A 21,015-nucleotide genomic window follows, 5' to 3' on the forward strand; every position below is an offset into this window, starting at 1 on the left:
CGACCGGTCAGACCGTGGCCGGTTTGTCGGACCTGATCACGATCTCGCCGTTCGCCGCGTCCACCACCGCCCGCTCGCCCGCCACCAGCTGGCCGGACAGCAGCAGGTCGGCGAGGCGGTCGTCGACCTCGCGCTGGATGGTGCGGCGCAGCGGGCGGGCGCCGAAGTCGGGCTCGTGGCCGAGGTTGGCGAGCAACTCGGCGGCCGCGTCGGTGACTTCGAGACTGACGTCCTGGGCGTGCAGCCGGTGCCGGGTGTGCTCCAGCAACAGGTCGACGATCTCGCGCAGTTGGGTGCGGTCCAGGCCGCGGAAGACGATGATCTCGTCGATGCGGTTGAGGAACTCCGGCCGGAAGTGCTGCTGGAGGGCCGGCATGACCGCCTCGCGGACCTTGGCGTAGTCGTCAGTGCCGGCGGCCAGGATGCGGTCGGCGCCGATGTTCGACGTCATGATGACGACGGTGTTCTTGAAGTCGACGGTACGGCCCTGGGCGTCGGTGAGGCGGCCGTCGTCCAGCAGCTGGAGCAGGGTGTTGAAGACGTCCGGGTGCGCCTTCTCCACCTCGTCGAGGAGCAGCACGGCGTACGGCTGCCTGCGCACCGCCTCGGTGAGCTGGCCGGCCTCCTCGTGGCCGACGTATCCGGGCGGGGCGCCGACCAGCCGGGAGACCGTGTGACGTTCCTGGAACTCGCTCATGTCGAGACGGATCATGCGGGTCTCGTCCCCGAAGAGGGCGGCGGCCAGGGCGCGGGCCAGTTCGGTCTTGCCGACGCCGGTCGGGCCGAGGAAGAGGAAGCTGCCGACGGGACGGTTGGGGTCGCTCATGCCGGCACGGGCGCGGCGGACCGCACGGGAGACGGCGGTGATCGCCTCGTCCTGGCCGACGACCCGCTCGTGCAGGTGCTCCTCCAGCTTCATCAGCCGTTCCCGCTCCTCCTCGGTGAGCTCGGCGACCGGGATGCCGGTGGTGCGGGAGACGACCTCGGCGATGTCCTCGGCGGTCACCTTCGGCGCCTGCTCCTCGGCGGTGCCCGCCTGCTCCAGCTCGCCCTCGGTCGCCTTGATGCGGTCGCGGAGCTCCTTGGCCCGCTCGTACTCCTCGTCGGCGACGGCCTGGTCCTTCTCCCGGTTCAGGGCGGCGATCCGGTCCTCGATGTCCCGGGTGTCGGTGGGCGGGGTCTTCGAGCGCAGCCGTACCCGCGCGGCCGCCTGGTCCATCAGGTCGATCGCCTTGTCGGGCAGGAACCGGGAGGTGATGTACCGGTCGGACAGCTCGGCGGCCGCCACCACCGCCTCGTCGGTGATGCGGACCTGGTGGTGGGCCTCGTAGCGGTCGCGCAGACCGCGCAGGATCTCGATGGTGTCGTCGACGGTGGGCTCGCCGACCAGGATGGGCGCGAACCTGCGCTCCAGGGCCGCGTCCTTCTCGATGTGCTTGCGGTACTCGTCCACCGTGGTCGCGCCGATCAGGTGCAACTCACCGCGGGCGAGGGCGGGTTTGAGGATGTTGCCCGCGTCGAGGGCGCCGTCCCCGCCGCCGGCGCCCACCACGGTGTGCAACTCGTCCAGGAGCAGAACCAGTTCGTCGCTGTGCTCGCGGACCTCGTCGAGCAGTTTCTTCAGCCGCTCCTCGAACTCGCCCCGGTACTTGGTGCCGGCGACCATCCCGGCCAGGTCCAGTGAGACCAGCCGCTTGCCTTCCAGCGTCTTGGGCACGTCCCCGGCCACGATCCGCTGCGCGATGCCCTCGACGATGGCGGTCTTGCCGACCCCGGGGTCACCGATCAGCACCGGGTTGTTCTTGCTGCGCCGGGAGAGCACCTCGATGGTCTGCTCGACCTCCTCGTCCCGCCCGATCACCGGGTCCAGGCGCCCGGCCCGGGCGTCCTCGGTGAGATCACGCCCGTACTCGTCGACGGTCGGCGTGGTGCTGGGCTTCCTGCGCTCCCCCGCGCCCTCGGCCGGCATCCGGGTCGGCTCCCAGCCGCTGTCGCCGAGCGCCCTCCCGGCCGCCGACTCCGGGTTCGCGGCGAGCGCGCGCAGCAGGTGCTCGGGGCCGATGTAGGAGGCGCCCTCGGCGCGGGAGATCTGGTAGGCGTCGAGCAGGGCGCGCTTGGCGGCCGGGGTGAGGGCGGTGGGCTCGCTCTTCGCGCCGCCGCCGTGGCCTGCGGTGAGCCGCTCGCGGAGCTGGTCGGGGTCCGCGCCCGCCTCGGTGAGCAGCCGCCGGGTGGAGTCGTGGGTGGTGGCGGCGGCCAGCAGATGCCGGGCGTCCAGCTCCTCGCTGCCCTCGACGGCGGCGAGGTCGCGGGCCTCGGCGACCAGCTCCCGGGCCCGCTCGGACAGCAGGCTCCCGATGTCCACGCGCTGCGGGCGGCGGGGCTGGGCGCCCGCCCCCGAACCGCCGAAGAAGCGGGACATCAGCTCGTCGAACTCCTCGAAGGGGCTGCGTCCGAATCCGAAACCGGAAGTGCTCATGGGGCCGGGCCTTTCTGCGGACGGCTGTGCGGGCGGCGCTGCGGGGCGGCTGCGCGGGAGCCCCTCCGGAGGGCTCCGCGATCGGCGGAAATCCGCGTCTTCCAAGCTCGCACAGGCGCGCCGGGCCCGCACGGGGACACCCGCCGAGATGCGGACGGCGGCCCGGACGGTGACGCTGGGGGTGGAAGCCGCAACCAGCGAGGAGGGCTGCCATGTCCATGCTGGACAAGCTCAAGGGGATGCTCAAGGGCCACGAGGACCAGGCCAAGAAGGGCGTCGAAAAGGGCGGCGACATGATCGACCAGCGGACCGGCAACAAGTACCAGTCCCAGGTCGACGCGGCTCAGAAGCAGGCCGACGACTACATCGAGCGGGAACGGAGGCAGGGCAACCCTCCGCAGTAGAGAGCGATCGCGCGGGCTAGGATCGCGGGGTTTGTCCCTGCCCCGCGAGCCGCCCGTCCCGGAGTGTCCGCCCGATGCACAGTCCCCACGACCCGTACGTCCGTGTCCGTGGCGCCCGTGAGCACAACCTCAAGGGTGTCGACGTGGACATCCCCCGGGACGTGCTGGCCGTCTTCAGCGGAGTGTCCGGCTCGGGGAAGTCGTCGCTGGCGTTCGGCACGATCTACGCAGAGGCCCAGCGGCGCTACTTCGAGTCGGTGGCACCGTACGCGCGACGGCTGATCCACCAGGTCGGGGCGCCGAAGGTCGCGGAGATCAGCGGGCTGCCGCCGGCGGTCTCGCTGCAGCAGCGCCGCTCGGCCCCCACCTCCCGCTCCTCGGTCGGCACGGTCACCAGTCTCTCCAACTCGCTGCGCATGCTGTTCGCGCGCGCCGGGGAGTACCCGCCGGGCGCCGAGCGGCTGGATTCCGACGCGTTCTCCCCCAACACGGCGGCGGGCGCCTGCCCCGAGTGCCACGGCCTGGGCCGGGTGCACCGGACGACCGAGGAGTCGCTGGTCCCGGACCCGTCGCTGTCGATCCGCGAGGGCGCGATCGCGGCCTGGCCGGGCGCCTGGCAGGGCAAGAACCTGCGGGACATCCTGGACGCGCTCGGCCACGACGTCGACCGGCCGTGGCGGGAACTGCCCGCCGGGCAGCGGGAGTGGATCCTCTTCACGGACGAGCAGCCGGTGGTCACCGTGCACCCGGTCCGGGACGCCGACCGCATCCAACGGCCTTACCAGGGCACCTACATGAGCGCCCGCCGGTATGTGATGAAGACCTTCTCGGACTCCAGGAGCCCGGCCCTGCGGGCGAAGGCGGAGCGGTTCCTGACCAGCGCGCCCTGCCCGGTGTGCGGCGGCAGCAGGCTGCGGCCGGAGGCCCTCGCCGTGACGTTCGCCGGCCGTACGATCGCGGAGCTCGTCGCGCTGCCGCTGACCGAGCTGGACCAACTCCTGGGCGGCCGGGGCGGGTCGGAGACCGTGCGGGTCCTCACCGCGGACCTCGCCTCCCGCATCGCCCCCGTCGTGGAGCTGGGCCTCGGCTATCTCAGCCTCGACCGGGCCGCGCCCACCCTCTCCGCGGGCGAGCTCCAACGCCTCCGCCTGGCCACCCAGTTGCGCTCCGGGCTGTTCGGTGTCGTCTACGTCCTGGACGAGCCGTCGGCCGGGCTGCACCCGGCGGACACCGAGGCGCTGCTCACGGTGCTGGAGCGGCTGAAGGCGGCCGGGAACTCGGTGTTCGTGGTGGAGCACCACCTGGACGTGGTGCGCGGCGCCGACTGGCTGGTGGACGTGGGCCCGCGGGCCGGGGAGCACGGCGGCGAGGTGCTGCACAGCGGGCCGGTGGCGGAGCTGGAAGGGGTCGCGGAGTCGGCCACCGCCCGCTATCTGTTCGCGCGGGAGCCCGCCCCGGCGCGTCGGCCGCGGCCCGCCAAGGGCTGGCTGACGGTCGGACCGGTGACCCGGCACAACCTCCGTGTGGTCACCGCCGGGTTCCCGCTCGGTGTCCTCACGGCCGTGACGGGCGTGTCCGGATCCGGCAAGTCGACGCTGATCGGCGAGATCAGCGAGGAGACGGCCGGGGCCGGCCGTCTGGTCTCGGTCGACCAGAAGCCGATCGGCCGCACTCCGCGGTCCAACCTGGCCACCTACACCGGGCTGTTCGACGTCGTACGGAAGGTGTTCGCGGCCACCGGGCAGGCGCGGGACCGCGGCTACGGCGTCGGGCGGTTCTCCTTCAACGTGACCGGAGGCCGCTGCGAGACCTGCCAGGGCGAGGGGTTCGTGAGCGTGGAGCTGCTGTTCCTGCCGAGCACCTACGCGCCCTGCCCGGACTGCGGCGGAGCGCGCTACAACCCGGAGACGCTCGAAGTGACGTACCGGGGACGGAACATCGCCGAGGTGCTGGACCTGACCGTGGAGAGCGCGGCGGATTTCTTCGCGGACACCCCGGCCGCCGCGCGCAGCCTGGCCACGCTGCTCGACGTGGGCCTCGGCTATCTGCGACTCGGGCAGCCCGCCACGGAGTTGTCCGGCGGCGAGGCCCAGCGCATCAAGCTGGCCGGTGAGTTGCAGCGCGGCCGGCGCGGCCACACCCTCTACCTCCTCGACGAGCCGACGACGGGACTGCATCCGGCCGATGTCGAGGTGCTCATGCGGCAGTTGCACGGGCTGGTCGACGCCGGGCACACGGTCGTGGTGGTCGAGCACGACATGACGGTCGTCGCGGACGCCGACTGGGTGATCGACCTGGGGCCGGGCGGCGGGGACCGGGGCGGCCGGATCGTCGCGGCGGGCACTCCGGCCGAGGTCGCCCGGGCCGCGGGCAGTGCCACCGCGCCCTATCTGTCCCGTTCCCTCGCCTGACGGTCTTCAGGAACGCTTCAGGTTGCCCCGGAACCTTGGGCGCATGCACGGACACCACCCCCGCACCCCCGAAGCCGAGCGCAGCCGCCGCTGGTTCATGAACAAGGCACTGCTCGCCGGCGGTGTCGCCGCGCTGGCGACCATGACCGGCTGCTCCAACGGCTCGTCGAACGCGTCGAGTTCGCCCTCCGGGGCCCCGAACGGCGGCATGCCCTCGGGCGGCCCCGGCGGCATGGGCCCCGGCCAGACCGAGGTCAAGTACAAGGACTTCACGGGCCTCACCACGGACGGCAAGGTCGTCGACGACCTGTACTCGATCCACTCCACGGACGTCTCCACGGACAAGGTCGTCAAGGCCGCGCAGGCGTTCCTCGACGGGCTCGGCGCGAAGGAGCGCAAGTCCTGCACCTTCGACGTGGACGACGACGAGTGGCTGGCCTGGAGCAACGTCGACGGCTACGAGCGCAAGGGCGTCCGGATGGGTGACATCACGGACAAGAAGCGGGAGCTGGGCTACGCGCTGCTCGGTACCGCGCTGTCCGCGAAGGGTCTCACCCAGACCCGCAACATCATGAAGCTCAACCAGTTCCTGGGCGACTACAACGGCGGCAACCGGGACACCCTGACCGAGGGCGCCTACTTCTTCACCTTCATGGGCACCCCGTCGACCAGCAAGCCGTGGGGTTTCCAGTACGAGGGCCACCACGTGGCGATCAACTACTTCGTGCTCGGCGACCAGGTCGTGATGACGCCGACCTTCATGGGCTCCGAGCCGACCTCGGCCACCTACAACGGCGAGAAGATCACCCTCTTCAGGCCGGAGACCAAGGCCGGTCTGACGCTGCTGCGCTCCCTCACCTCGGCCCAGCGCGCCAAGGTGATCGACTCCAAGGTGAGCAAGTCCGGCACCGACATGAAGGCGGGCGCCGGCTCCGACAACCTGAAGCTCGCCTACCAGGGCCTGCCCGGCTCCGAGCTCACCTCCGCGCAGCAGGACAAGCTCCTCGACCTGGTCCGCGTGTACGTCGGCTACATGGACGACGGCCACGCAGAGGTGAAGATGACCGAGGTGGAGAAGCACCTGGACCAGACGTACTTCTACTGGCTGGGCGAGACCAAGGACACCTCGGCGTTCTACTACCGGGTGCACAGCCCTGTCGTCCTCATCGAGTACGACGCCCAGTCCCCGCTCGCCTACGGGACGAAGACCGGCACCGGCGGCGGCCGGCCCTCGGGCCAGCCCACCGGTCAGATGACCGGGCAGCCCACCGGCGGTATGCCCTCCGGCGGGCCGGGCGGCGGTGGCATGGGCGGCCCCAACGGCACGCCGACCCAGCAGCACATCCACACCATCATCCGCACGCCCAACGGCGGCGACTACGGGGTCGACCTGCTCAAGCTCCACTTGGAGACCGACCACTGAGAACCCCGCTCGGGGCTCACCAGAGCCGCGTGCGTCCAGGCGGGTTCGTGGGTCCCCGGCTGGGCGGCGCGGGCGAGGGTACGACGGTCCGGGTGGCTGCCGGCCGCTATCAGCGGTCGTACCTCCACCTCGGCCACCAGGCCGCGGGTCGTCACCACTCGCCAGAGGGAGGCCAGCAGCGTGTCCTCGCCGACATAGGCGGGCACGGTGCTGGCCGCTCCCGCTTCCAGCCGGTAGTGCAGCCGCACCGGCTGGACGGGCGCGTCGGCGTCCAGCGCGGCCTGGAACACGGCCCGCCTGAAGCGCCCCTGGGCCCGGCCGCACCAGGTGCTGCCCTCCGGGAAGGCGACCACCGCGGCCCCCTCCCGCAGCGCCCCCGCGATCCGGCCGACGGTGTCCGGCAGCGCACGCAGCCGGTCCCGGTCGATGAACAGCGCCCCGGCCCCGGCCACCAGCGCGCCGGCCACCGGCCACTCGCGGATCTCCTTCTTGGCGAGCATCCGCGCCGGCCGTACGGCGGCCAGCAGCGGGATGTCCATCCAGGAGATGTGGTTGGCGACGAGGAGCACCCCGCCGGTGGCCGGGGCGCTGCCGGTGATCCGGACCCGGACCCCGGCGGCCCGGACGAGCGTCAGGGAGAACCGCCGCACCCACGCGGCGGGGATCTTCCCCCGCAAGCGGGGGGACCCCCAGCCGAGCGGCAGCAGCGCGATGGCGACGAGCATCAGGGCCACGACCGCGGCGAACCGCAGCACGGCCCGGGGCAGGGTCGTGAGGGACCCCGCGCGCTCCACGCAGGCGCCCGGGGTGCAGGGCGCGCTGGGCAGCCAGACGCTCATCAGGCCGGGACGAGCGAGAGGAAGTGCCGCAGATAGCGCGCGTTGACGCGGCGCATCGACAGCAGCACGTACATGTCGGCGACCCCGAAGTCCGGGTCGTGCGCGGGCTCGCCGCACACCCAGGCACCGAGGCGGAGGTAGCCGCGCAGCAGGGCGGGCAGCTCGGCGCGTCCCTCGGGGGCCGGACCGCCGGGCACCCAGGGCTGCAGCGGTCGTACCCGGAACTCCTCCGGCGCGAGGTGCTTGGCCTGGACCCGGTCCCAGGTGGCGGCGGCGAGGGCACCGCCGTCGGCGAGCGGGACGGAGCAGCAGCCGGCCAGCCACTCGTGGCCGCGGTCCACCATGTACCGGGCTATGCCGGCCCAGATGAGACCGATCACGGCGCCGTCGCGGTGGGCGGGGTGCACGCAGGAGCGGCCGACCTCGACCAGGCCGGAGCGGATGGGGGCGAGCGTGCTCAGGTCGAACTCGCCCTCGGAGTACAGGCGTCCGGCGACCGCGGCGCGCTCCGGCGGCAGCAGCCGGTAGGTGCCGACGACCTCGCCGGTGAGGGCCTCGCGGATGAGGAGGTGGTCGCAGTACGCGTCGAAGGCGTCCACGTCCAGACCCGGCTCCGGCCCGTCGAGCCGGGCGCCCATCTCTCCGGCGAACACCTGGTAGCGCAGCCGCTGTGCGGCCCGGACGTCGTCCTCGTCACGGGCGAGCTGCACCAGATAGCCGGAGTCCCCGGGCGGGGCGGCGAGAGCGGGGGGTGAGGCGGGCATGGCGGTCATGGAGGTCTCCTGCGCCGAGCGGAAGCTGAGGAAATCTGCACCTGCTTTCTTCCGTGGCAGGCTGGACTCGGCGTGACATGCGCGGGACCCGTGGATGTGGGACTGCTGAATGCCGGGGGTCGGAGCGTTTCCGGTCACTCACGGACGCTCGGGGGTAACGCTGCCGTGACCCCACGGTCGTACGAAAACGCGAGACGGGGCCGGTGAGCACCACCCCCGACCCCGCCCGTCCGCACATGTCGGCGAACGTTCACTGAAGCGCCCCTTCAGGGGCGCGGGGAACTGCGCGACCAGCCCCCACGCACCCGCACTCCCCGACGGCCCTACCGCTTCCCCACCTTCCGGGTAGCCCGCAGCCACTCCCTGTTCATACTCGTGATCGACACCAGCGGAATCCCCTTCGGGCAAGCAGTCGCGCACTCCCCCGCCAGCGTGCACCCGCCGAACCCCTCCGAATCCATCTGCGCCACCATGTCCAGCACCCGCGTCTCCCGCTCGGGCGCCCCCTGCGGCAGCACGTTCAGATGGTTGACCTTGGCGGAGGTGAACAGCATCGCCGCCCCGTTCGGGCAGGCCGCGACACACGCCCCGCATCCGATGCACTCCGCGTGCTCGAAGGCGAAGTCGGCGTCGGCCTTCGGCACCGCCGTGGCGTGCGCCTCCGGCGCCGATCCGGTCGGCGCGGTGACGTACCCGCCGGCCTGGATGATCCGGTCGAACGCCGTCCGGTCCACCACCAGGTCCTTGATCACCGGGAACGCCGACGCCCGCCACGGCTCGATGTCGATCGTGTCGCCGTCCTCGAAGGACCGCATGTGCAGCTGGCAGGTGGTGGTGCGCTCCGGCCCGTGCGCGTCCCCGTTGATCACGAGGGAGCACGCACCGCAGATGCCCTCGCGGCAGTCGTGGTCGAAGGCGACCGGATCCTCGCCGCGCAGGATGAGTTCCTCGTTGAGGGTGTCCAGCATCTCCAGGAAGGACATGTCGGAGGAGATGCCGTCCACCTCGTACGTGGACATCGCGCCGTCGGCGTCGGCGTTCCGCTGCCGCCAGACGCGCAGGGTGAGCTTCATGCGTAGCTCCGCTGGGTGGGGTGGACGTACTCGAAGACCAGGTCTTCCTTGTGCAGCACCGGGGCGTCCCCGGTGCCGGTGAACTCCCAGGCGGCCGCGTACGCGAACTCGTCGTCCTTGCGGGCGGCCTCGCCGTCCGGTGTCTGGGACTCCTCCCGGAAGTGGCCGCCGCAGGACTCGGCGCGGTGCAGCGCGTCGAGGCACATCAGCTCGGCCAGTTCCAGGTAGTCGACGATGCGGTTGGCCTTCTCCAGGGACTGGTTGAACTCCTCGCCGGTCCCCGGCACCTTGATCCGCCGCCAGAACTCCTCGCGGATCTGCGGGATGCGCTCAAGCGCCTTGCGCAGCCCCGCGTCCGTGCGGGCCATTCCGCAGAACTCCCACATCAGTTCGCCGAGTTCGCGGTGGAAGGAGTCGGGGGTGCGGTCGCCGTCGACGGACAGCAGCAGGTTCAGCCGGTCCTCGGTCTCCGCCAGCACCTCCTGGACGACGGGGTGTTCGTCGGACACCGCCTCCTGGTGGGGGTGACGGGCGAGGTAGTCGTTGATGGTGGCCGGGAGGACGAAGTAGCCGTCGGCCAGGCCCTGCATCAGCGCACTCGCGCCGAGCCGGTTGGCGCCGTGGTCGGAGAAGTTGGCCTCGCCGACCGCGAACAGGCCGGGGACGGTGGTCTGGAGGTCGTAGTCGACCCACAGCCCGCCCATCGTGTAGTGCACGGCGGGATAGATCCGCATCGGCACCCGGTACGGATCCTCGTCGGTGATCCGCTGGTACATGTCGAAGAGGTTGCCGTACTTGGCCTCGACGGCCGCCCGCCCCATCCGCTTGACGGCGTCGGCGAAGTCGAGGTAGACGCCCTGCCCGCCGGGGCCGACGCCCCTGCCTTCGTCGCAGACGTTCTTCGCGGCGCGGGAGGCGATGTCGCGCGGGACCAGGTTGCCGAAGGACGGGTAGATGCGCTCCAGGTAGTAGTCGCGCTCGTCCTCGGGGATCTGGTTCGCGGGCCGGGTGTCGCCCTTGGCCTTCGGCACCCAGATCCGGCCGTCGTTGCGCAGCGACTCGCTCATCAGGGTGAGCTTGGACTGGTGGTCGCCGGTGCGCGGGATGCAGGTGGGGTGGATCTGCGTGAAGCACGGGTTGGCGAAGTAGGCGCCGCGCCGGTGTGCCCGCCAGATCGCGGTGGCGTTGGAGTTCATGGCGTTCGTCGACAGGTAGAAGACGTTGCCGTAGCCGCCGCTGGCGAGGACGACGGCGTCCGCGAAGTACGTGTCGGTCTTCCCGGTGACCAGGTCCCGGGCCACGATCCCGCGCGCCCGTCCGTCGACCACGATCACGTCGAGCATCTCGGTGCGCGGGTGCATCTCCACGTTCCCGGCCGCGATCTGCCGGCTCAGCGCCTGGTAGGCGCCGAGGAGCAGCTGCTGTCCCGTCTGGCCGCGGGCGTAGAAGGTCCGCGAGACCTGCACGCCGCCGAAGGACCGGGTGTCCAGCAGACCCCCGTACTCGCGCGCGAACGGCACGCCCTGCGCCACGCACTGGTCGATGATCTCGACGGAGATCTGCGCGAGGCGGTGGACGTTGGACTCGCGGGCCCGGAAGTCGCCGCCCTTGACGGTGTCGTAGAACAGCCGGTGGACTGAGTCGCCGTCGTTGCGGTAGTTCTTCGCCGCGTTGATCCCGCCCTGGGCAGCGATGGAGTGGGCCCGGCGCGGGGAGTCCTGATAGCAGAACTGGACGACGTGGTAGCCCTGTTCGGCGAGGGTGGCCCCGGCGGAACCGCCGGCGAGACCGGTGCCGACGACGATCACGGTGTGCTTGCGCCGGTTGGCCGGGTTGACCAGCTTGGCCTCGAAACGGCGCTTGTCCCAGCGCTCGTTGATCGGCCCGCCGGGGGCCTTGCCGTCGGAGACGGGCGTGCCGGTCGGGTAGTTCAGGTAGTCCGTCATGTCAGCTCACCACTCCGGTCATGACGCCCACGGGTACGGCGATGAAGCCGGCCGTGAGCAGCAGCGCGAGAACGTCGGCCGTGATCTTGAGGGCGCGGTCGCGGGAACGGCTGCCGGCGCCGAGGGTCTGGGCGGCGCTCCAGAAGCCGTGCCGGATGTGCAGGCCGAGCGCGAGCATCGCGACGATGTAGATGACGTCGCCGTACCAGGTGGAGAAGGTGTCCACGACGTTCTGGTACGGGTGGCCCGGCTGGAAGCCGCCGGAGTGCACGGTGCCGGTGGTCAGGTCGAGGATGTGCCAGACGATGAAGAGGCCGAGGATCACCCCGCCCCAGCGCATCGTGCGGGTGGCGTAGGAGGCCCGCGGCTTCTTGTGCACGTACTTGCTCGGGCGTGCCCTGATGTCGCGGCGGCTGAGCTGGTACGCGGACGTGGCGTGCGCGACCACCGCGACGACCAGGACGACCCGGATGAGCCAGAGCGTCCACTCGTAGTGCATGAACGGTTCGCCGACGGTGCGCAGCCAGTGGGCGTAGCTGTTGAACTCGCCCGCCCCGAAGTAGATCTTCAGGTTCCCGATCATGTGCGCGACCAGGTAGAGCAGCATGATCAGGCCGCTGACGGCCATCACGGTCTTCTTGCCGACGGAGCTGTCCCACATCGTGCGTGCCATGGACGGCCGTCGGTCCGTCCCCGTTGCCAGAGCCATGCTCAGGACGGTAGGGCCGAATGGCCCCATCGGTCCAAGACATGGTCCGGCTTGATTCGATAGCCAGGAACTATCGTGTAACCATGCAGTTCCAGCAGCTTCAGTATTTCGTCGCCGTGGCCGAGACGCGGCACTTCACCCGGGCCGCCGAGCTGGTCCATGTCGCCCAGCCGTCGCTGTCCCAGCAGATCAGGGCGCTGGAGCGGGAGCTGGGAGCGGATCTGTTCCTGCGGGCGCGGGGCAACATCACCCTCACCGACGCGGGCGAGGCGCTGCTGCCGCTGGCCCGGCGGATCCTCGCGGACGCGGACACCGCCCGGTACGAGGTGCAGGAGCTGGTGCAGCTGCGCAGTGGCCGGGTGCGGCTGGGGGCGACGCCGAGTCTGTGCACCGGGTTGCTGCCGGACGTGCTGCGGGCGTTCCACGACCGGTATCCGGGGATCCAGCTGCTGATCGAGGAGAGCGGGTCCCATGATCTCGTACGGGAGCTGGCGCGCGGGGCTCTGGACCTGGCGCTGATCGTGCTGCCGCTGCCGCCGGGGTCTCCCGCGCTGACCACCGTGGAGCTGCTGCGGGAGGACCTGGTGGTGGTGTCCTCGCCCGAGGCGACGGTGCCAGGGCGGAGGCGGGGGCGGGGCGGGGTGAAGATCGCCGATCTGGAGGGGGAGCGTCTTGTGATGTTCCGGCACGGGTACGACCTGCGGGAGCTGACCGTCGCGGCGTGTCGCTCCGCTGGGTTCGAGCCGGGGTTCGCTGTCGAGGGGGGTGAGATGGACGCGGTGCTGGGGTTTGTGCGGGCCGGGTTGGGGGTGGCCGTGGTGCCTCGGATGGTTGCCGCTCGGTCGGGGCGGGGCCTGCGGGTAACTCCGTTGGCCAGGCCGGGGTTGCATCGCACGATCGCTTTGGCGCACCGGAGTGATGTGGCGCCGCCTCGGGCTGCGCGGGAGCTTCAGAGGATGCTGTTGGAAAGGTGACGGAGCGTGGTTGTCTGCCCGTGCATCGTGGCTGGTCGCGCAGTTCCCCGCGCCCCCAAAAGAAGGGCGCTGCAGGCGGCGCGCCTTTCCCGGCACCGTTCATTCCTTGGTAGATCCCGCCAGTATTCCCGACACCAGCGTGCGTTGAGAAAAGAGGAACAGGACCAGGACCGGCAGGATTGCGATGATGATCGCCAGGGCCAGTTCGGGGATGGTGATGTTCAGGCCTGCGCCTGCCACCGGGTTGAAGGACGGGGTGGAGGTGAGGAGTTGGTTGAGGCCTACCTGGACCGGGAACTCGTTGCTGTTCGGGAGGACCAGGTAGGGGAGGAAGAAGTTGTTCCAGTTGCCCACGAAGCTGAAGAACGCGACCAGGCCGATCACCGGCTTCGCCAGGGGCAGCGCGATGCGGGCGAAGAGCTGCCATTCGGTGCAGCCGTCGATGCGGGCCGCCGACAGCAGGTCCCTGGGCAGGCTGCTGCCGAAGTAGATGTACACGAGGTACACGCCGAACGGGTAGAAGGAGAAGGGCAGGATCACCGACCAGACCGTGCCGATCAGGTGGAAGCGGTTGAGCTCCAGGAAGACCGGCAGCACCAGGGTGGCCTGCGGCATGATCATGGTGACCAGGGTGATCACGAGGAGCGTCCTGCGGCCCCTGAACTTCGTCAGGGCCAGGGCGTAGCCGGCCGGGACGCTGACGGCGAGGGTGAGGACGAGGGAACCGCCGGAGTAGATCGCCGAGTTCTTCAGCCAGGTGAGCATCGCGCCGTCCTGGAAGGCGAAGAGATGGTGCCAGGCCGCGCCGATCTGCCCGAACGAGCCGAAGGACAGCGGGTTGTCCCGGACCACCTCCCCGGCCGTCTTGGAGGGGGCGAGCAGCAGCCAGATCACCGGCAGGACGAAGAACACCAGCAGGAAGGCCAGGAGGAGGGCCACGATCAGGAAGGAGAGGGCCCTGGAGGCCGACGGCCGGACGCCTCGGGTCGGCGCCGCCGTAGCGAGAGTTGATTGCGTCATGACTCATCCAACCTGAACAGGTTCGAGCGGGCGACGAGCAGGCCGGCGGCCAGGAGTCCCGCGGCGAGCAGGACGACGGAGATGGCGGCGGCGCCGTTGAAGTCGCCCTGCTGGAAGGCGTACACGTAGGCGAGCTGGTTGGGCGACCAGGTGGGGCTGACCCGGCCGAGGCTGGCCGTCTGGAGCAGCTGGGGCTCGACGAACAGCTGGGTGCCGGTCGCGAACGCCATGATGGTCATGTAGACGATCCACTGCCGGATCATCGGGATCTGGATGTGCCAGGCGGTCCGCCAGGGGCCCGCCCCGTCCATCCGGGCGGCCTCGATGACCTCGTCGGGGATGTTGTTGAGCGCCCCGTACATCACGACCATCCAGCCGCCGGCGCCGGTCCAGAAGGCGATGAGCATGAGGATCCACGGCAGGTTCGCGGGGGCGAGGACGGCCGCGAAGGTCTGCATGCCGAGGCTCTTGAGGAGCCAGGACACCGGGCTGACGTCCGGGTCCAGCATGAACAGCCAGACCAGGACGCTGGCCACGCCGGCGAGGGCGCCGGGGATGTAGTAGAGGAAGCGGAAGAGGGCGGAGGTGCCGGGGCGGACCCGGCTGCGCAGGATCACCGCGACCAGGACGACCAGGACCACCAGGGCGGCCAGCCACAGCAGCAGGTAGACCAGCATGTGGCCGAAGGCCGGCCCGAAGCGGTAGTCCTGGACCACCTTGACGAACTGGTTCAGGCCGGTGAACCGGCCCTGGTCATTGGTGAAGGCCAGGTAGAAGGAGTACGCGGTCGGGACGATGCCGAAGGCGAGCAGGAGCAGTGCGTAGGCGGCGACGAACCAGTAGCCCGCACGGCCGCGGGCCCTGCGCCGCGGCGGGGTGCCGCGGCGCAGGGAGGAGACGGCGACGTGCTCGGTCTCCAGCAGGGTCACTGGTTCTCCACCTTGTATCCGTGTGCCTTCGCCTCGTTGCTGATCTCCTTCTGCCAGGCCGGCAGCGTGTCGGTCAGGCCCTTGCCGGCGGTCAGCGCGGGCAGGACGACACTGGACCAGGCGGTGGCGTCGGAGAACTTGGTGTTCGACCAGCCGGTCCACACCTCGTCCGCGGCCTGCTGGAACGCCTGGCTGACGTCGTTGGCGAAGTAGTCGCTGTTGGCGGGGTTCTTCAGCCAGGCCTGCGCGGCCGTGGTGTAGGCGGGGTAGGTGGGCGCGGACGCCTGGTTCTCGTCGGACGTGGTCAGCCAGGTGACCAGGTCCGTGGAGGCCTTGAGGTTGGCGCTGTGCGAGGACACCACCCAGACCCCGCCGCCGACGTTGCCGGTGGCCGCCTTGGACTCCCCCTCCCAGGTCAGCGGGGGTGCCGCGGCGATCTGCTTGGCCGGGGCGTTGAAGGCCGCCTTGAAGAGGTACTGGCCGTACCAGGACGGGCCGTACGCCATCAGGACCTTGTTTCCGCTCTCCTTGGCGAAGCCCTGGCTGAAGAAGCCCTTGGTGGTGACGGCCTTGGCGTCGATCAGGCCGTCCAGGAGCTTCGCCGTGCGGGTGCAGTTGGGGTCCTGCAGGTCGGTGCGCAGGGTGTCCGGCTTCACCAGGTCGAAGGCCGGGCACTGGCCGGACCAGAAGTACGACTCGTGGGAGTTGGTGTCGCCGACCGAGCCGACGAGGTAGCCGGGGTGTTCCTCGGCCACCTTCTTGCCGAGGGCCTCGTACTGCTCCCAAGTGGTGGGGACCTGGTAACCCCACTTGTCCATGAGGGACTTGTTGTACCAGAGGACGACCTGGGCGATGTCGTTGCGCAGGCAGTAGATGTGGCCGTTGAACTGACAGGGCGTCAGGGAGCCCTTGGCGAAGCCGTCCAGGGTGTTCTGCGGGACGAGCTTGTCGTCCAGCGGGGCGGCGAACGGCTGCACGCCGGGCTTGGTGGGCTCCGAGGCCCAGGTGACGTCGGTGGGCGAGCCGAACACCACGTCCGGCCAGCCGCTGCCGGTCCGGTCGAAGAGCTGCACCTTGGACTGGAGGTAGGTCGAGCCGTCGGCCCCGCCGTCGTACGTGACGATGTCCATCTTCACGTCCGGGTGTGCCTTCTGGTACTTCTGCACCGACGGCAGGCGGGTGGAGTCCGCCCATACCGTGATCTGCGAGCCGTCCTTCTGGGTGGCCGGCTTGAAGGTCGCCTGGTCGGAGGAGGACTGGGCGGTGGTGTCGGCGCTGGCGCAGCCGGCCAGGAGCGCCGCGGTGGACAGGGAGAGCGCGGCGGCCGCGGTGCGCAGTGCGGTGCGGTGGCGGCCCGGTCTCGGGGCCCCGGTTCTCATGGACGTGGAAGACCTCATCGTCTTGCCTTTCTGTTCTTGCCGGTCAGCGCGGCTGTTCGACGAACGGCAGGAGTTCGCTGCCGTAGCCGAAGTCGAGGGGAAGGGCGATGCCGGGTCCCGTGGGGGCGTGGACCAGGCCCTGGTCGTCCACGTGGCGTTCGCGCACGACCGTGGTCGCGGTCACCAGGGACTCGTAGTAGGTGGTGTTGGAGATGGCCATGCACAGGTGGTGGTTCGGGATGTCCGAACCGTGCACCTCGGCGCGGAGCCGGTAGGCGTCGGCGAGGTGGGCGGTGCGCATGGCGCCGGTGATGCCGCCCCGCAGGTTGGTGCTGGCCCGTACCCCGAAGGTGGCGGCGCCGGCCCGGATGAAGTCGGCGGAGTTCATGTGGACGCCGTCGGAGGTCTCGGCGACCAGCAGCGGGACGTCCACCGCCGCGGCGAGCTGCCGGTAGGCGGAGACGCTGAACTCGCGCATCGGCTCCTCGTACCAGAGGTAGTCCGCCTCGGAGAGGGCCCGCCCGAGGCGGATCGCGTCGGGCAGGTCGAAGCCGGCCGAGCCGTCGTACATCAGGGGCACGTCCGGGCCGACGTGCGCGCGCAGGGCGAGGCAGAGCTCGGCGTCGCGGCGGGCGTCGCCCCAGGCGTGCAGTTTGATGCCCCGGTAGCCGAGGTCCAGGCACTGGTCGGCGACGTCGAGGAACTCCTCCGTGGTGGCGAACGTCGACGTCGACGCGTAGGCGGGAATGGATTCGCGGAAGCCGCCCAGCAGCCGCCAGACCGGCTGGCCGTGGTAGCGGCCGGCCAGGTCCCACAGGGCGATGTCGATCAGTCCCAGGGTGGGGAGCGGGAGTTCGTGGATGCGGTCCAGCTCCCACACCCGGTGCCACAGCCACTCCCGCTGGAACGGGTCGGCGCCGACCAGTTCCTCGCGGAAGACCCGGTCCACCAGCTCGGTGAGCGTGGTGAAGGCTCCCGGGCGGGCGAACAGGGCCACGCCCTCGGCCCCCTCATCCGTGCCGATGCGCAGTACCGCGCCGTCGCCGACCGGAGCGCTGCCGCTCAGGCCCTCCCGCCAGCGGAAGGGCGGGGTGGCCGCCGGAACGTCGATCCGGTGTACTTCGACATGGGTGATCTTCATCCTGGCTTTCGTTTCTGTGGGAAAGGGGATGGCGACGGCGGCCGGGAGCGGACGGCTCAGAAGCCGCCGTACGCCTGGAGTTCGTAGATGCTGCCGCCGTTCCAGCTGGAGCCGGTGACGGTCAGCCGCAAGTAGCGGGCGGTGACGGGCTCGTCGGCGAAGGAGTAGTCGGTCTGCGCGACGGTGTTGTCCGCGGTGTGGTCCTCGAAGGTCGACCAGTTCTCGCCGTCGGAGGAGTACTCCAGGCGGTACTTGTAGCCGCTCGGCTTCTCGAACGTGGTGACCACGGCGGAGACGCTGGAGTCCTTGCCGAGGTCCACCTGGAGCCAGGACGGGTCGGGCAGGCCGAGGCCCTGCGCCCAGCGCGTCGTCAGGTCGCCGTCGAACGCCTTGGCAGGGACGTGTCCTTCCGAGTCGGAGGAGGCCGTCGCGGTCTTGTTCAGGGCCAGGTCGTCGTCGGGCGGGGTGGTGACCTCCGCCGCCGCACTGGGGTCGGAGGCGTTGAGCTCGGCGTCGCGGGCGACGACGGTGAAGGAGTACTTCGTCCCGGGCTGCAGGCCCGGGACCCGGTAGGTCGTGTCGCCGGTGACACCGATCCGCGTGCCGTCCTGGTAGACGACGTAACTGGTCACGCCGGTGTCGTCGGTGGCGGCCGGCCAGCTGACGTCCACCAGGCTGGGCAGCAGCGCCTTGGCGGTGGGCTGTCCCGGTGCCGTGGGGGCGGTGTGGTCGGTGCCGGGTGCGCGGGCGGTGCCGTAGACCTGGAAGTCGTAGATGCTGCCGCCGTTGCCGCTGGAGCCGGTCACGGTCAGCCGGACGAAGCGGCCGGTGACCGGGGTGCCGGTGTCGGCGTAGTCGGTCTGCGCGGTGGTGTTCTCGGCGGTGTGGTCCGCGAGCGTCTGCCAGTGGACCTCGTCGGGCGACACCTCGATGCGGTACTTGTAGCCGCTGCTCTTCTCGAAGGTGGTGATCGCGCCGGTCACGTCGTACGACGCGCCGAGGTCGACCTGGATCCAGGACGGGTCGGGCAGCCCGAGGCCCTGCGCCCAGCGCGTCGACAGGTCGCCGTCGACCGCCTTGGCCGGGACGTTGCCCTCGGAGTCGGAGGACGCGGTGACCGGCTTGTTCAGCGCCAGGTCCGAGCCGTCGGGCATCGTGACCTTCAGCGACCTGCTCGGCGCGGACTCGTTGCCGGCCGCGTCACGGGCGGTGACGGTGAAGGTGTACGTCTGTCCCGCCGTCAGGCCGGAGAGGCGTACCGAGGTCCTGCCGGAGGCGCTGACCAGCTTGCCGTCCTCGAAGACCGAGTAGCCGGTGACCCCGGTGTCGTCCGTGGCGGCGCCCCAGTTGAGGTCGGCGACGGTCGGGAAGTCGGTGACCGAGGTCAGGTCGCCGGGTGCGGTGGGCGCTTGGTGGTCGGTGACCGCGGGGCCCGGGTCGAGGTGCTGGTACGCCTTCTCCAGGCCGGCGTTGTCCACGATCGAGGCGGGCAGCTGGTCGCAGGAGCCGACCGTGGTGTTGCCGCTGACGTCGTTGTTCTGGCTCAGGTACTGGACGCTGAAGGCGGGCTGGGTGGTGTAGTTGCCCGTCGCCGTGTTGTCCTGGGCGTGGTTCATCAGCAGCCACTGGAAGGAGACGTCGCAGAACGCGTTGCCGGTGTTCTCCCAGTGCCGGCTGCCCTCGTCGTGGTAGACGGCGCCGTAGGCGGGGGCCGGGATGCCGTGGATGTAGTTGCCGGTGACCTTGCCGCCGGGGTCGCTGCTGAGCGTGTAGATCGCTCCGCCGTCGGCCTGCGACTGCATGATGTCGCTGATCTCGTTGTCGCTGACGACGTTGTCACGGCTGATCGTCGGGGTGTCCGAGACCGGGATGCCGGCGTTGTTCGGGTAGGCCGAGTTGCCGCCCTGGTCGGTCAGGCCCCAGCCCCAGCCGACGGAGATGCCGCTGTAGGGCAGGTCGTGGACCTTGTTGTGGGTGATCACCGTGGAGTCGGTGTAGCCGGCCAGGATGCCCAGCGAGCCGTTGTACTGGTCGGCGGCCTTGGTGACGACGTTGTCGTTCACCAGGGTGTCCTCGGTGATGTCGCGGGGGTCGTCGGGGTGCGCGTCGCCCCAGGTGACTCCGCCGATCTGGATGCCGGTCGCGGCGATCTGCCGGAAGACGTTGCCGGTGATCGTGGTGTGCTGGGTGCCGGTGTTCAGGTTCAGGCCGACGGCGCCGAGGTGGGTGAAGGTGTTGCCGGTGAACTCGATGCCCTGCCCGTGGCTGACGTTGACGGCTCCGGGTGTCTTCTTCCAGTTCAGGCGTGTGGAGTCGAAGGTCGGGTTGTCGTCGCCGACCATCCGGAAGCCGGCCTGGCCCTCGATGAGTCCGTCGGACGAACTCGGTTCGAGCCAGGTGGAGTAGGAGAAGGTGATGCCCTGGAAGGCCACGTCCGCGACGGGGTGGTCACGGGTGCCGTTCAGGTCGACCAGGTCCTGGACCACGGGCACGGTGACGTCCGCGGTCTCCATGTTCTCGCCCTGCTCGGGCATGTAGTAGACCTCGCCCGCGCTCTTGTCGAGGTACCACTCCCCCGGGCTGTCCAGCAGCTCGCGGGCGTTCTCCAGCCAGGTCGGGTTCTGGATCTCCTGGCCCTGCTGGAGGTTGGCGTTGTGCCAGCACGGCTGCTGCATCGTCATCGTGTTGCCGGAGATCGACTCGACCGGGCAGCGCATCAGCTTCCAGCCCCAGGAGCTGACGACTTCCAGGTCCGAGGGGTTCTTGTAGCTGCTGATGCTGCTGTCGGTGAAGGTGTAGCCGGTGGACGTCTTGCTGAAGCCGGAGGGGTTCTTCCCGCTGCGGGCCCGGGTCCTCAACTCGCCGTTCACATACAGCTGGCGGGTGTCGAGGCCGGTCAGTTTCGCCTTGTAGACCTTGCCGTCGGCGTCGGCCTTGGTCCAGCCGGTGACCTGCTTGCCGCCGCTGATCACCGGGTGCGCGCCGGGTGCCGCCTCGTAGACGATCCGCTGCCCGTCCTTGCCGGAGTCCTTGGCGGTGAGGGCGAAGGTACGGCTGAGCCGGTAGGTGCCGGACAGCAGCCGGACGTGGACGTCGCCGTCGACCTTGCCCTTGGCGTCGCGCACGTAGTCCCGTGCGTGTTCCAGGGTCTTGAAGGGGTGGTCGGCGGTGCCCCTGCCGGTGTCCTTGCCGGCCGGGGAGACGTAGACGGTGAGCCCGGACGCTTTCGGGGCCGCCTGGGCCGGGGCGACGGCCAGGGGCGCCATCGCCAGGGCGAGGGGCAGGGCGGCTATGAGGGTTCTCGGCAGGGGCACGGCTCTGCCCCTGCGCACAGACAGAAGAGACACGGAGATCCAATCGCCTGGTGAGATGGAACATCGGAACCGGGTCGTCCGCCCGGTTCCCGGGGTGCGAGCCTTCGTCGTACGGGTGCGGGCCGGTGGGGGCTGGTCGCGCCCACGCCGCGGAGCCGCAAATTGATACAGCCCCGCGCCCCTTTCAGGGGCGTGCACTTGGCG

The 21,015-nt window shown here is 70.4% G+C and carries 15 protein-coding genes; 4 read left to right on the forward strand and 11 right to left on the reverse strand.

Annotation, left to right across the window (positions count from 1 at the left end; genetic code table 11):
• Positions 1-7: 7 nt before the first annotated feature.
• A complete protein-coding gene (locus tag ACFWPS_RS27540) occupies positions 8-2,476 on the reverse strand; it encodes an ATP-dependent Clp protease ATP-binding subunit (protein ID WP_383709102.1) in 2,469 nt (822 codons plus the stop codon).
• 212 nt (positions 2,477-2,688) lie between these two features.
• On the opposite strand from ACFWPS_RS27540, the gene ACFWPS_RS27545 reads away from it, so the two are divergent.
• From ACFWPS_RS27545 to ACFWPS_RS27555, 3 genes are all read left to right on the forward strand, one after another.
• Positions 2,689-2,880: an antitoxin gene (locus tag ACFWPS_RS27545; RefSeq protein ID WP_089106098.1), complete on the forward strand. Its 192-nt coding sequence runs from the start codon at positions 2,689-2,691 to the stop codon at positions 2,878-2,880.
• 74 nt (positions 2,881-2,954) lie between these two features.
• On the forward strand, positions 2,955-5,291 hold the full coding sequence (locus ACFWPS_RS27550; RefSeq protein ID WP_383709105.1) for an ATP-binding cassette domain-containing protein: 2,337 nt from the start codon (positions 2,955-2,957) through the stop codon (positions 5,289-5,291).
• 43 nt (positions 5,292-5,334) lie between these two features.
• Positions 5,335-6,714: a DUF3500 domain-containing protein gene (locus tag ACFWPS_RS27555; protein ID WP_383709107.1), complete on the forward strand. Its 1,380-nt coding sequence runs from the start codon at positions 5,335-5,337 to the stop codon at positions 6,712-6,714.
• Here ACFWPS_RS27555 and ACFWPS_RS27560 read toward each other — a convergent pair.
• The 5 genes from ACFWPS_RS27560 to ACFWPS_RS27580 all read right to left on the reverse strand — a co-directional run bounded on the left by ACFWPS_RS27560 (position 6,669) and on the right by ACFWPS_RS27580 (position 12,018).
• Entirely contained in the window at positions 6,669-7,553 is an 885-nt protein-coding gene (locus tag ACFWPS_RS27560) for a lysophospholipid acyltransferase family protein (RefSeq protein ID WP_383709109.1), read from the reverse strand. The genes ACFWPS_RS27555 and ACFWPS_RS27560 overlap by 46 nt on opposite strands.
• Entirely contained in the window at positions 7,553-8,326 is a 774-nt protein-coding gene (locus ACFWPS_RS27565) for a GNAT family N-acetyltransferase (RefSeq protein WP_383709112.1), read from the reverse strand. The genes ACFWPS_RS27560 and ACFWPS_RS27565 overlap by 1 nt, the downstream gene beginning before the upstream one ends.
• Before the next feature lie 323 nt (positions 8,327-8,649).
• Complete coding sequence (locus ACFWPS_RS27570) at positions 8,650-9,399, reverse strand: succinate dehydrogenase/fumarate reductase iron-sulfur subunit (RefSeq protein WP_383709114.1); 750 nt, start codon at positions 9,397-9,399, stop codon at positions 8,650-8,652.
• On the reverse strand, positions 9,396-11,345 hold the full coding sequence (locus ACFWPS_RS27575; protein WP_383709116.1) for a fumarate reductase/succinate dehydrogenase flavoprotein subunit: 1,950 nt from the start codon (positions 11,343-11,345) through the stop codon (positions 9,396-9,398). Before ACFWPS_RS27575 ends, ACFWPS_RS27570 begins: the two co-directional genes overlap by 4 nt.
• Position 11,346: 1 nt before the next feature.
• Complete coding sequence (locus ACFWPS_RS27580; protein ID WP_383709139.1) at positions 11,347-12,018, reverse strand: succinate dehydrogenase; 672 nt, start codon at positions 12,016-12,018, stop codon at positions 11,347-11,349.
• Between the two features lie 119 nt (positions 12,019-12,137).
• Between ACFWPS_RS27580 and ACFWPS_RS27585 the strand changes: the two genes are divergently transcribed.
• The gene (locus ACFWPS_RS27585; RefSeq protein WP_383709119.1) at positions 12,138-13,028 is read left to right on the forward strand and encodes a LysR family transcriptional regulator; all 891 of its coding nucleotides are present in this window, start codon (positions 12,138-12,140) and stop codon (positions 13,026-13,028) included.
• Between the two features lie 99 nt (positions 13,029-13,127).
• On the opposite strand, the gene ACFWPS_RS27590 is transcribed toward ACFWPS_RS27585, so the two are convergent.
• Genes ACFWPS_RS27590 through ACFWPS_RS27610 form a run of 5 tightly spaced genes read right to left on the reverse strand, consistent with a single transcriptional unit; the run spans position 13,128 to position 20,763 of the window.
• The gene (locus ACFWPS_RS27590; protein ID WP_383709121.1) at positions 13,128-14,048 is read right to left on the reverse strand and encodes a carbohydrate ABC transporter permease; all 921 of its coding nucleotides are present in this window, start codon (positions 14,046-14,048) and stop codon (positions 13,128-13,130) included.
• Positions 14,045-14,977 carry a carbohydrate ABC transporter permease gene (locus ACFWPS_RS27595; RefSeq protein ID WP_383709124.1) on the reverse strand — a complete coding sequence of 311 codons (933 nt, stop codon included), beginning with the start codon at positions 14,975-14,977 and terminating at the stop codon, positions 14,045-14,047. Before ACFWPS_RS27595 ends, ACFWPS_RS27590 begins: the two co-directional genes overlap by 4 nt.
• Entirely contained in the window at positions 14,974-16,356 is a 1,383-nt protein-coding gene (locus tag ACFWPS_RS27600) for an ABC transporter substrate-binding protein (RefSeq protein ID WP_383709126.1), read from the reverse strand. Before ACFWPS_RS27600 ends, ACFWPS_RS27595 begins: the two co-directional genes overlap by 4 nt.
• A gap of 43 nt (positions 16,357-16,399) precedes the next feature.
• Positions 16,400-17,497, reverse strand: a complete 1,098-nt coding sequence (locus ACFWPS_RS27605) for an enolase C-terminal domain-like protein (RefSeq protein ID WP_383709129.1) — start codon at positions 17,495-17,497, stop codon at positions 16,400-16,402.
• Between the two features lie 56 nt (positions 17,498-17,553).
• A complete protein-coding gene (locus tag ACFWPS_RS27610) occupies positions 17,554-20,763 on the reverse strand; it encodes a discoidin domain-containing protein (protein WP_383709141.1) in 3,210 nt (1,069 codons plus the stop codon).
• Between the last annotated feature and the right edge of the window lie 252 nt (positions 20,764-21,015).

This window comes from Streptomyces sp. NPDC058457 (assembly GCF_042720695.1).
GTDB lineage: Bacteria > Actinomycetota > Actinomycetes > Streptomycetales > Streptomycetaceae > Streptomyces.

Coding starts and splice junctions, on each gene's coding strand:
- ACFWPS_RS27555 (WP_383709107.1), top strand. CDS start 5,335: ATGCACGGACACCACCCCCGCACCCCCGAAGCCGAGCGCAGCCGCCGC.
- ACFWPS_RS27570 (WP_383709114.1), bottom strand. CDS start 9,399: ATGAAGCTCACCCTGCGCGTCTGGCGGCAGCGGAACGCCGACGCCGAC.
- ACFWPS_RS27550 (WP_383709105.1), top strand. CDS start 2,955: ATGCACAGTCCCCACGACCCGTACGTCCGTGTCCGTGGCGCCCGTGAG.
- ACFWPS_RS27545 (WP_089106098.1), top strand. CDS start 2,689: ATGTCCATGCTGGACAAGCTCAAGGGGATGCTCAAGGGCCACGAGGAC.
- ACFWPS_RS27575 (WP_383709116.1), bottom strand. CDS start 11,345: ATGACGGACTACCTGAACTACCCGACCGGCACGCCCGTCTCCGACGGC.
- ACFWPS_RS27560 (WP_383709109.1), bottom strand. CDS start 7,553: ATGAGCGTCTGGCTGCCCAGCGCGCCCTGCACCCCGGGCGCCTGCGTG.
- ACFWPS_RS27540 (WP_383709102.1), bottom strand. CDS start 2,476: ATGAGCACTTCCGGTTTCGGATTCGGACGCAGCCCCTTCGAGGAGTTC.
- ACFWPS_RS27580 (WP_383709139.1), bottom strand. CDS start 12,018: ATGGCACGCACGATGTGGGACAGCTCCGTCGGCAAGAAGACCGTGATG.
- ACFWPS_RS27585 (WP_383709119.1), top strand. CDS start 12,138: ATGCAGTTCCAGCAGCTTCAGTATTTCGTCGCCGTGGCCGAGACGCGG.
- ACFWPS_RS27605 (WP_383709129.1), bottom strand. CDS start 17,497: ATGAAGATCACCCATGTCGAAGTACACCGGATCGACGTTCCGGCGGCC.
- ACFWPS_RS27565 (WP_383709112.1), bottom strand. CDS start 8,326: ATGACCGCCATGCCCGCCTCACCCCCCGCTCTCGCCGCCCCGCCCGGG.
- ACFWPS_RS27610 (WP_383709141.1), bottom strand. CDS start 20,763: ATGGCGCCCCTGGCCGTCGCCCCGGCCCAGGCGGCCCCGAAAGCGTCC.
- ACFWPS_RS27590 (WP_383709121.1), bottom strand. CDS start 14,048: ATGACGCAATCAACTCTCGCTACGGCGGCGCCGACCCGAGGCGTCCGG.
- ACFWPS_RS27600 (WP_383709126.1), bottom strand. CDS start 16,356: ATGAGAACCGGGGCCCCGAGACCGGGCCGCCACCGCACCGCACTGCGC.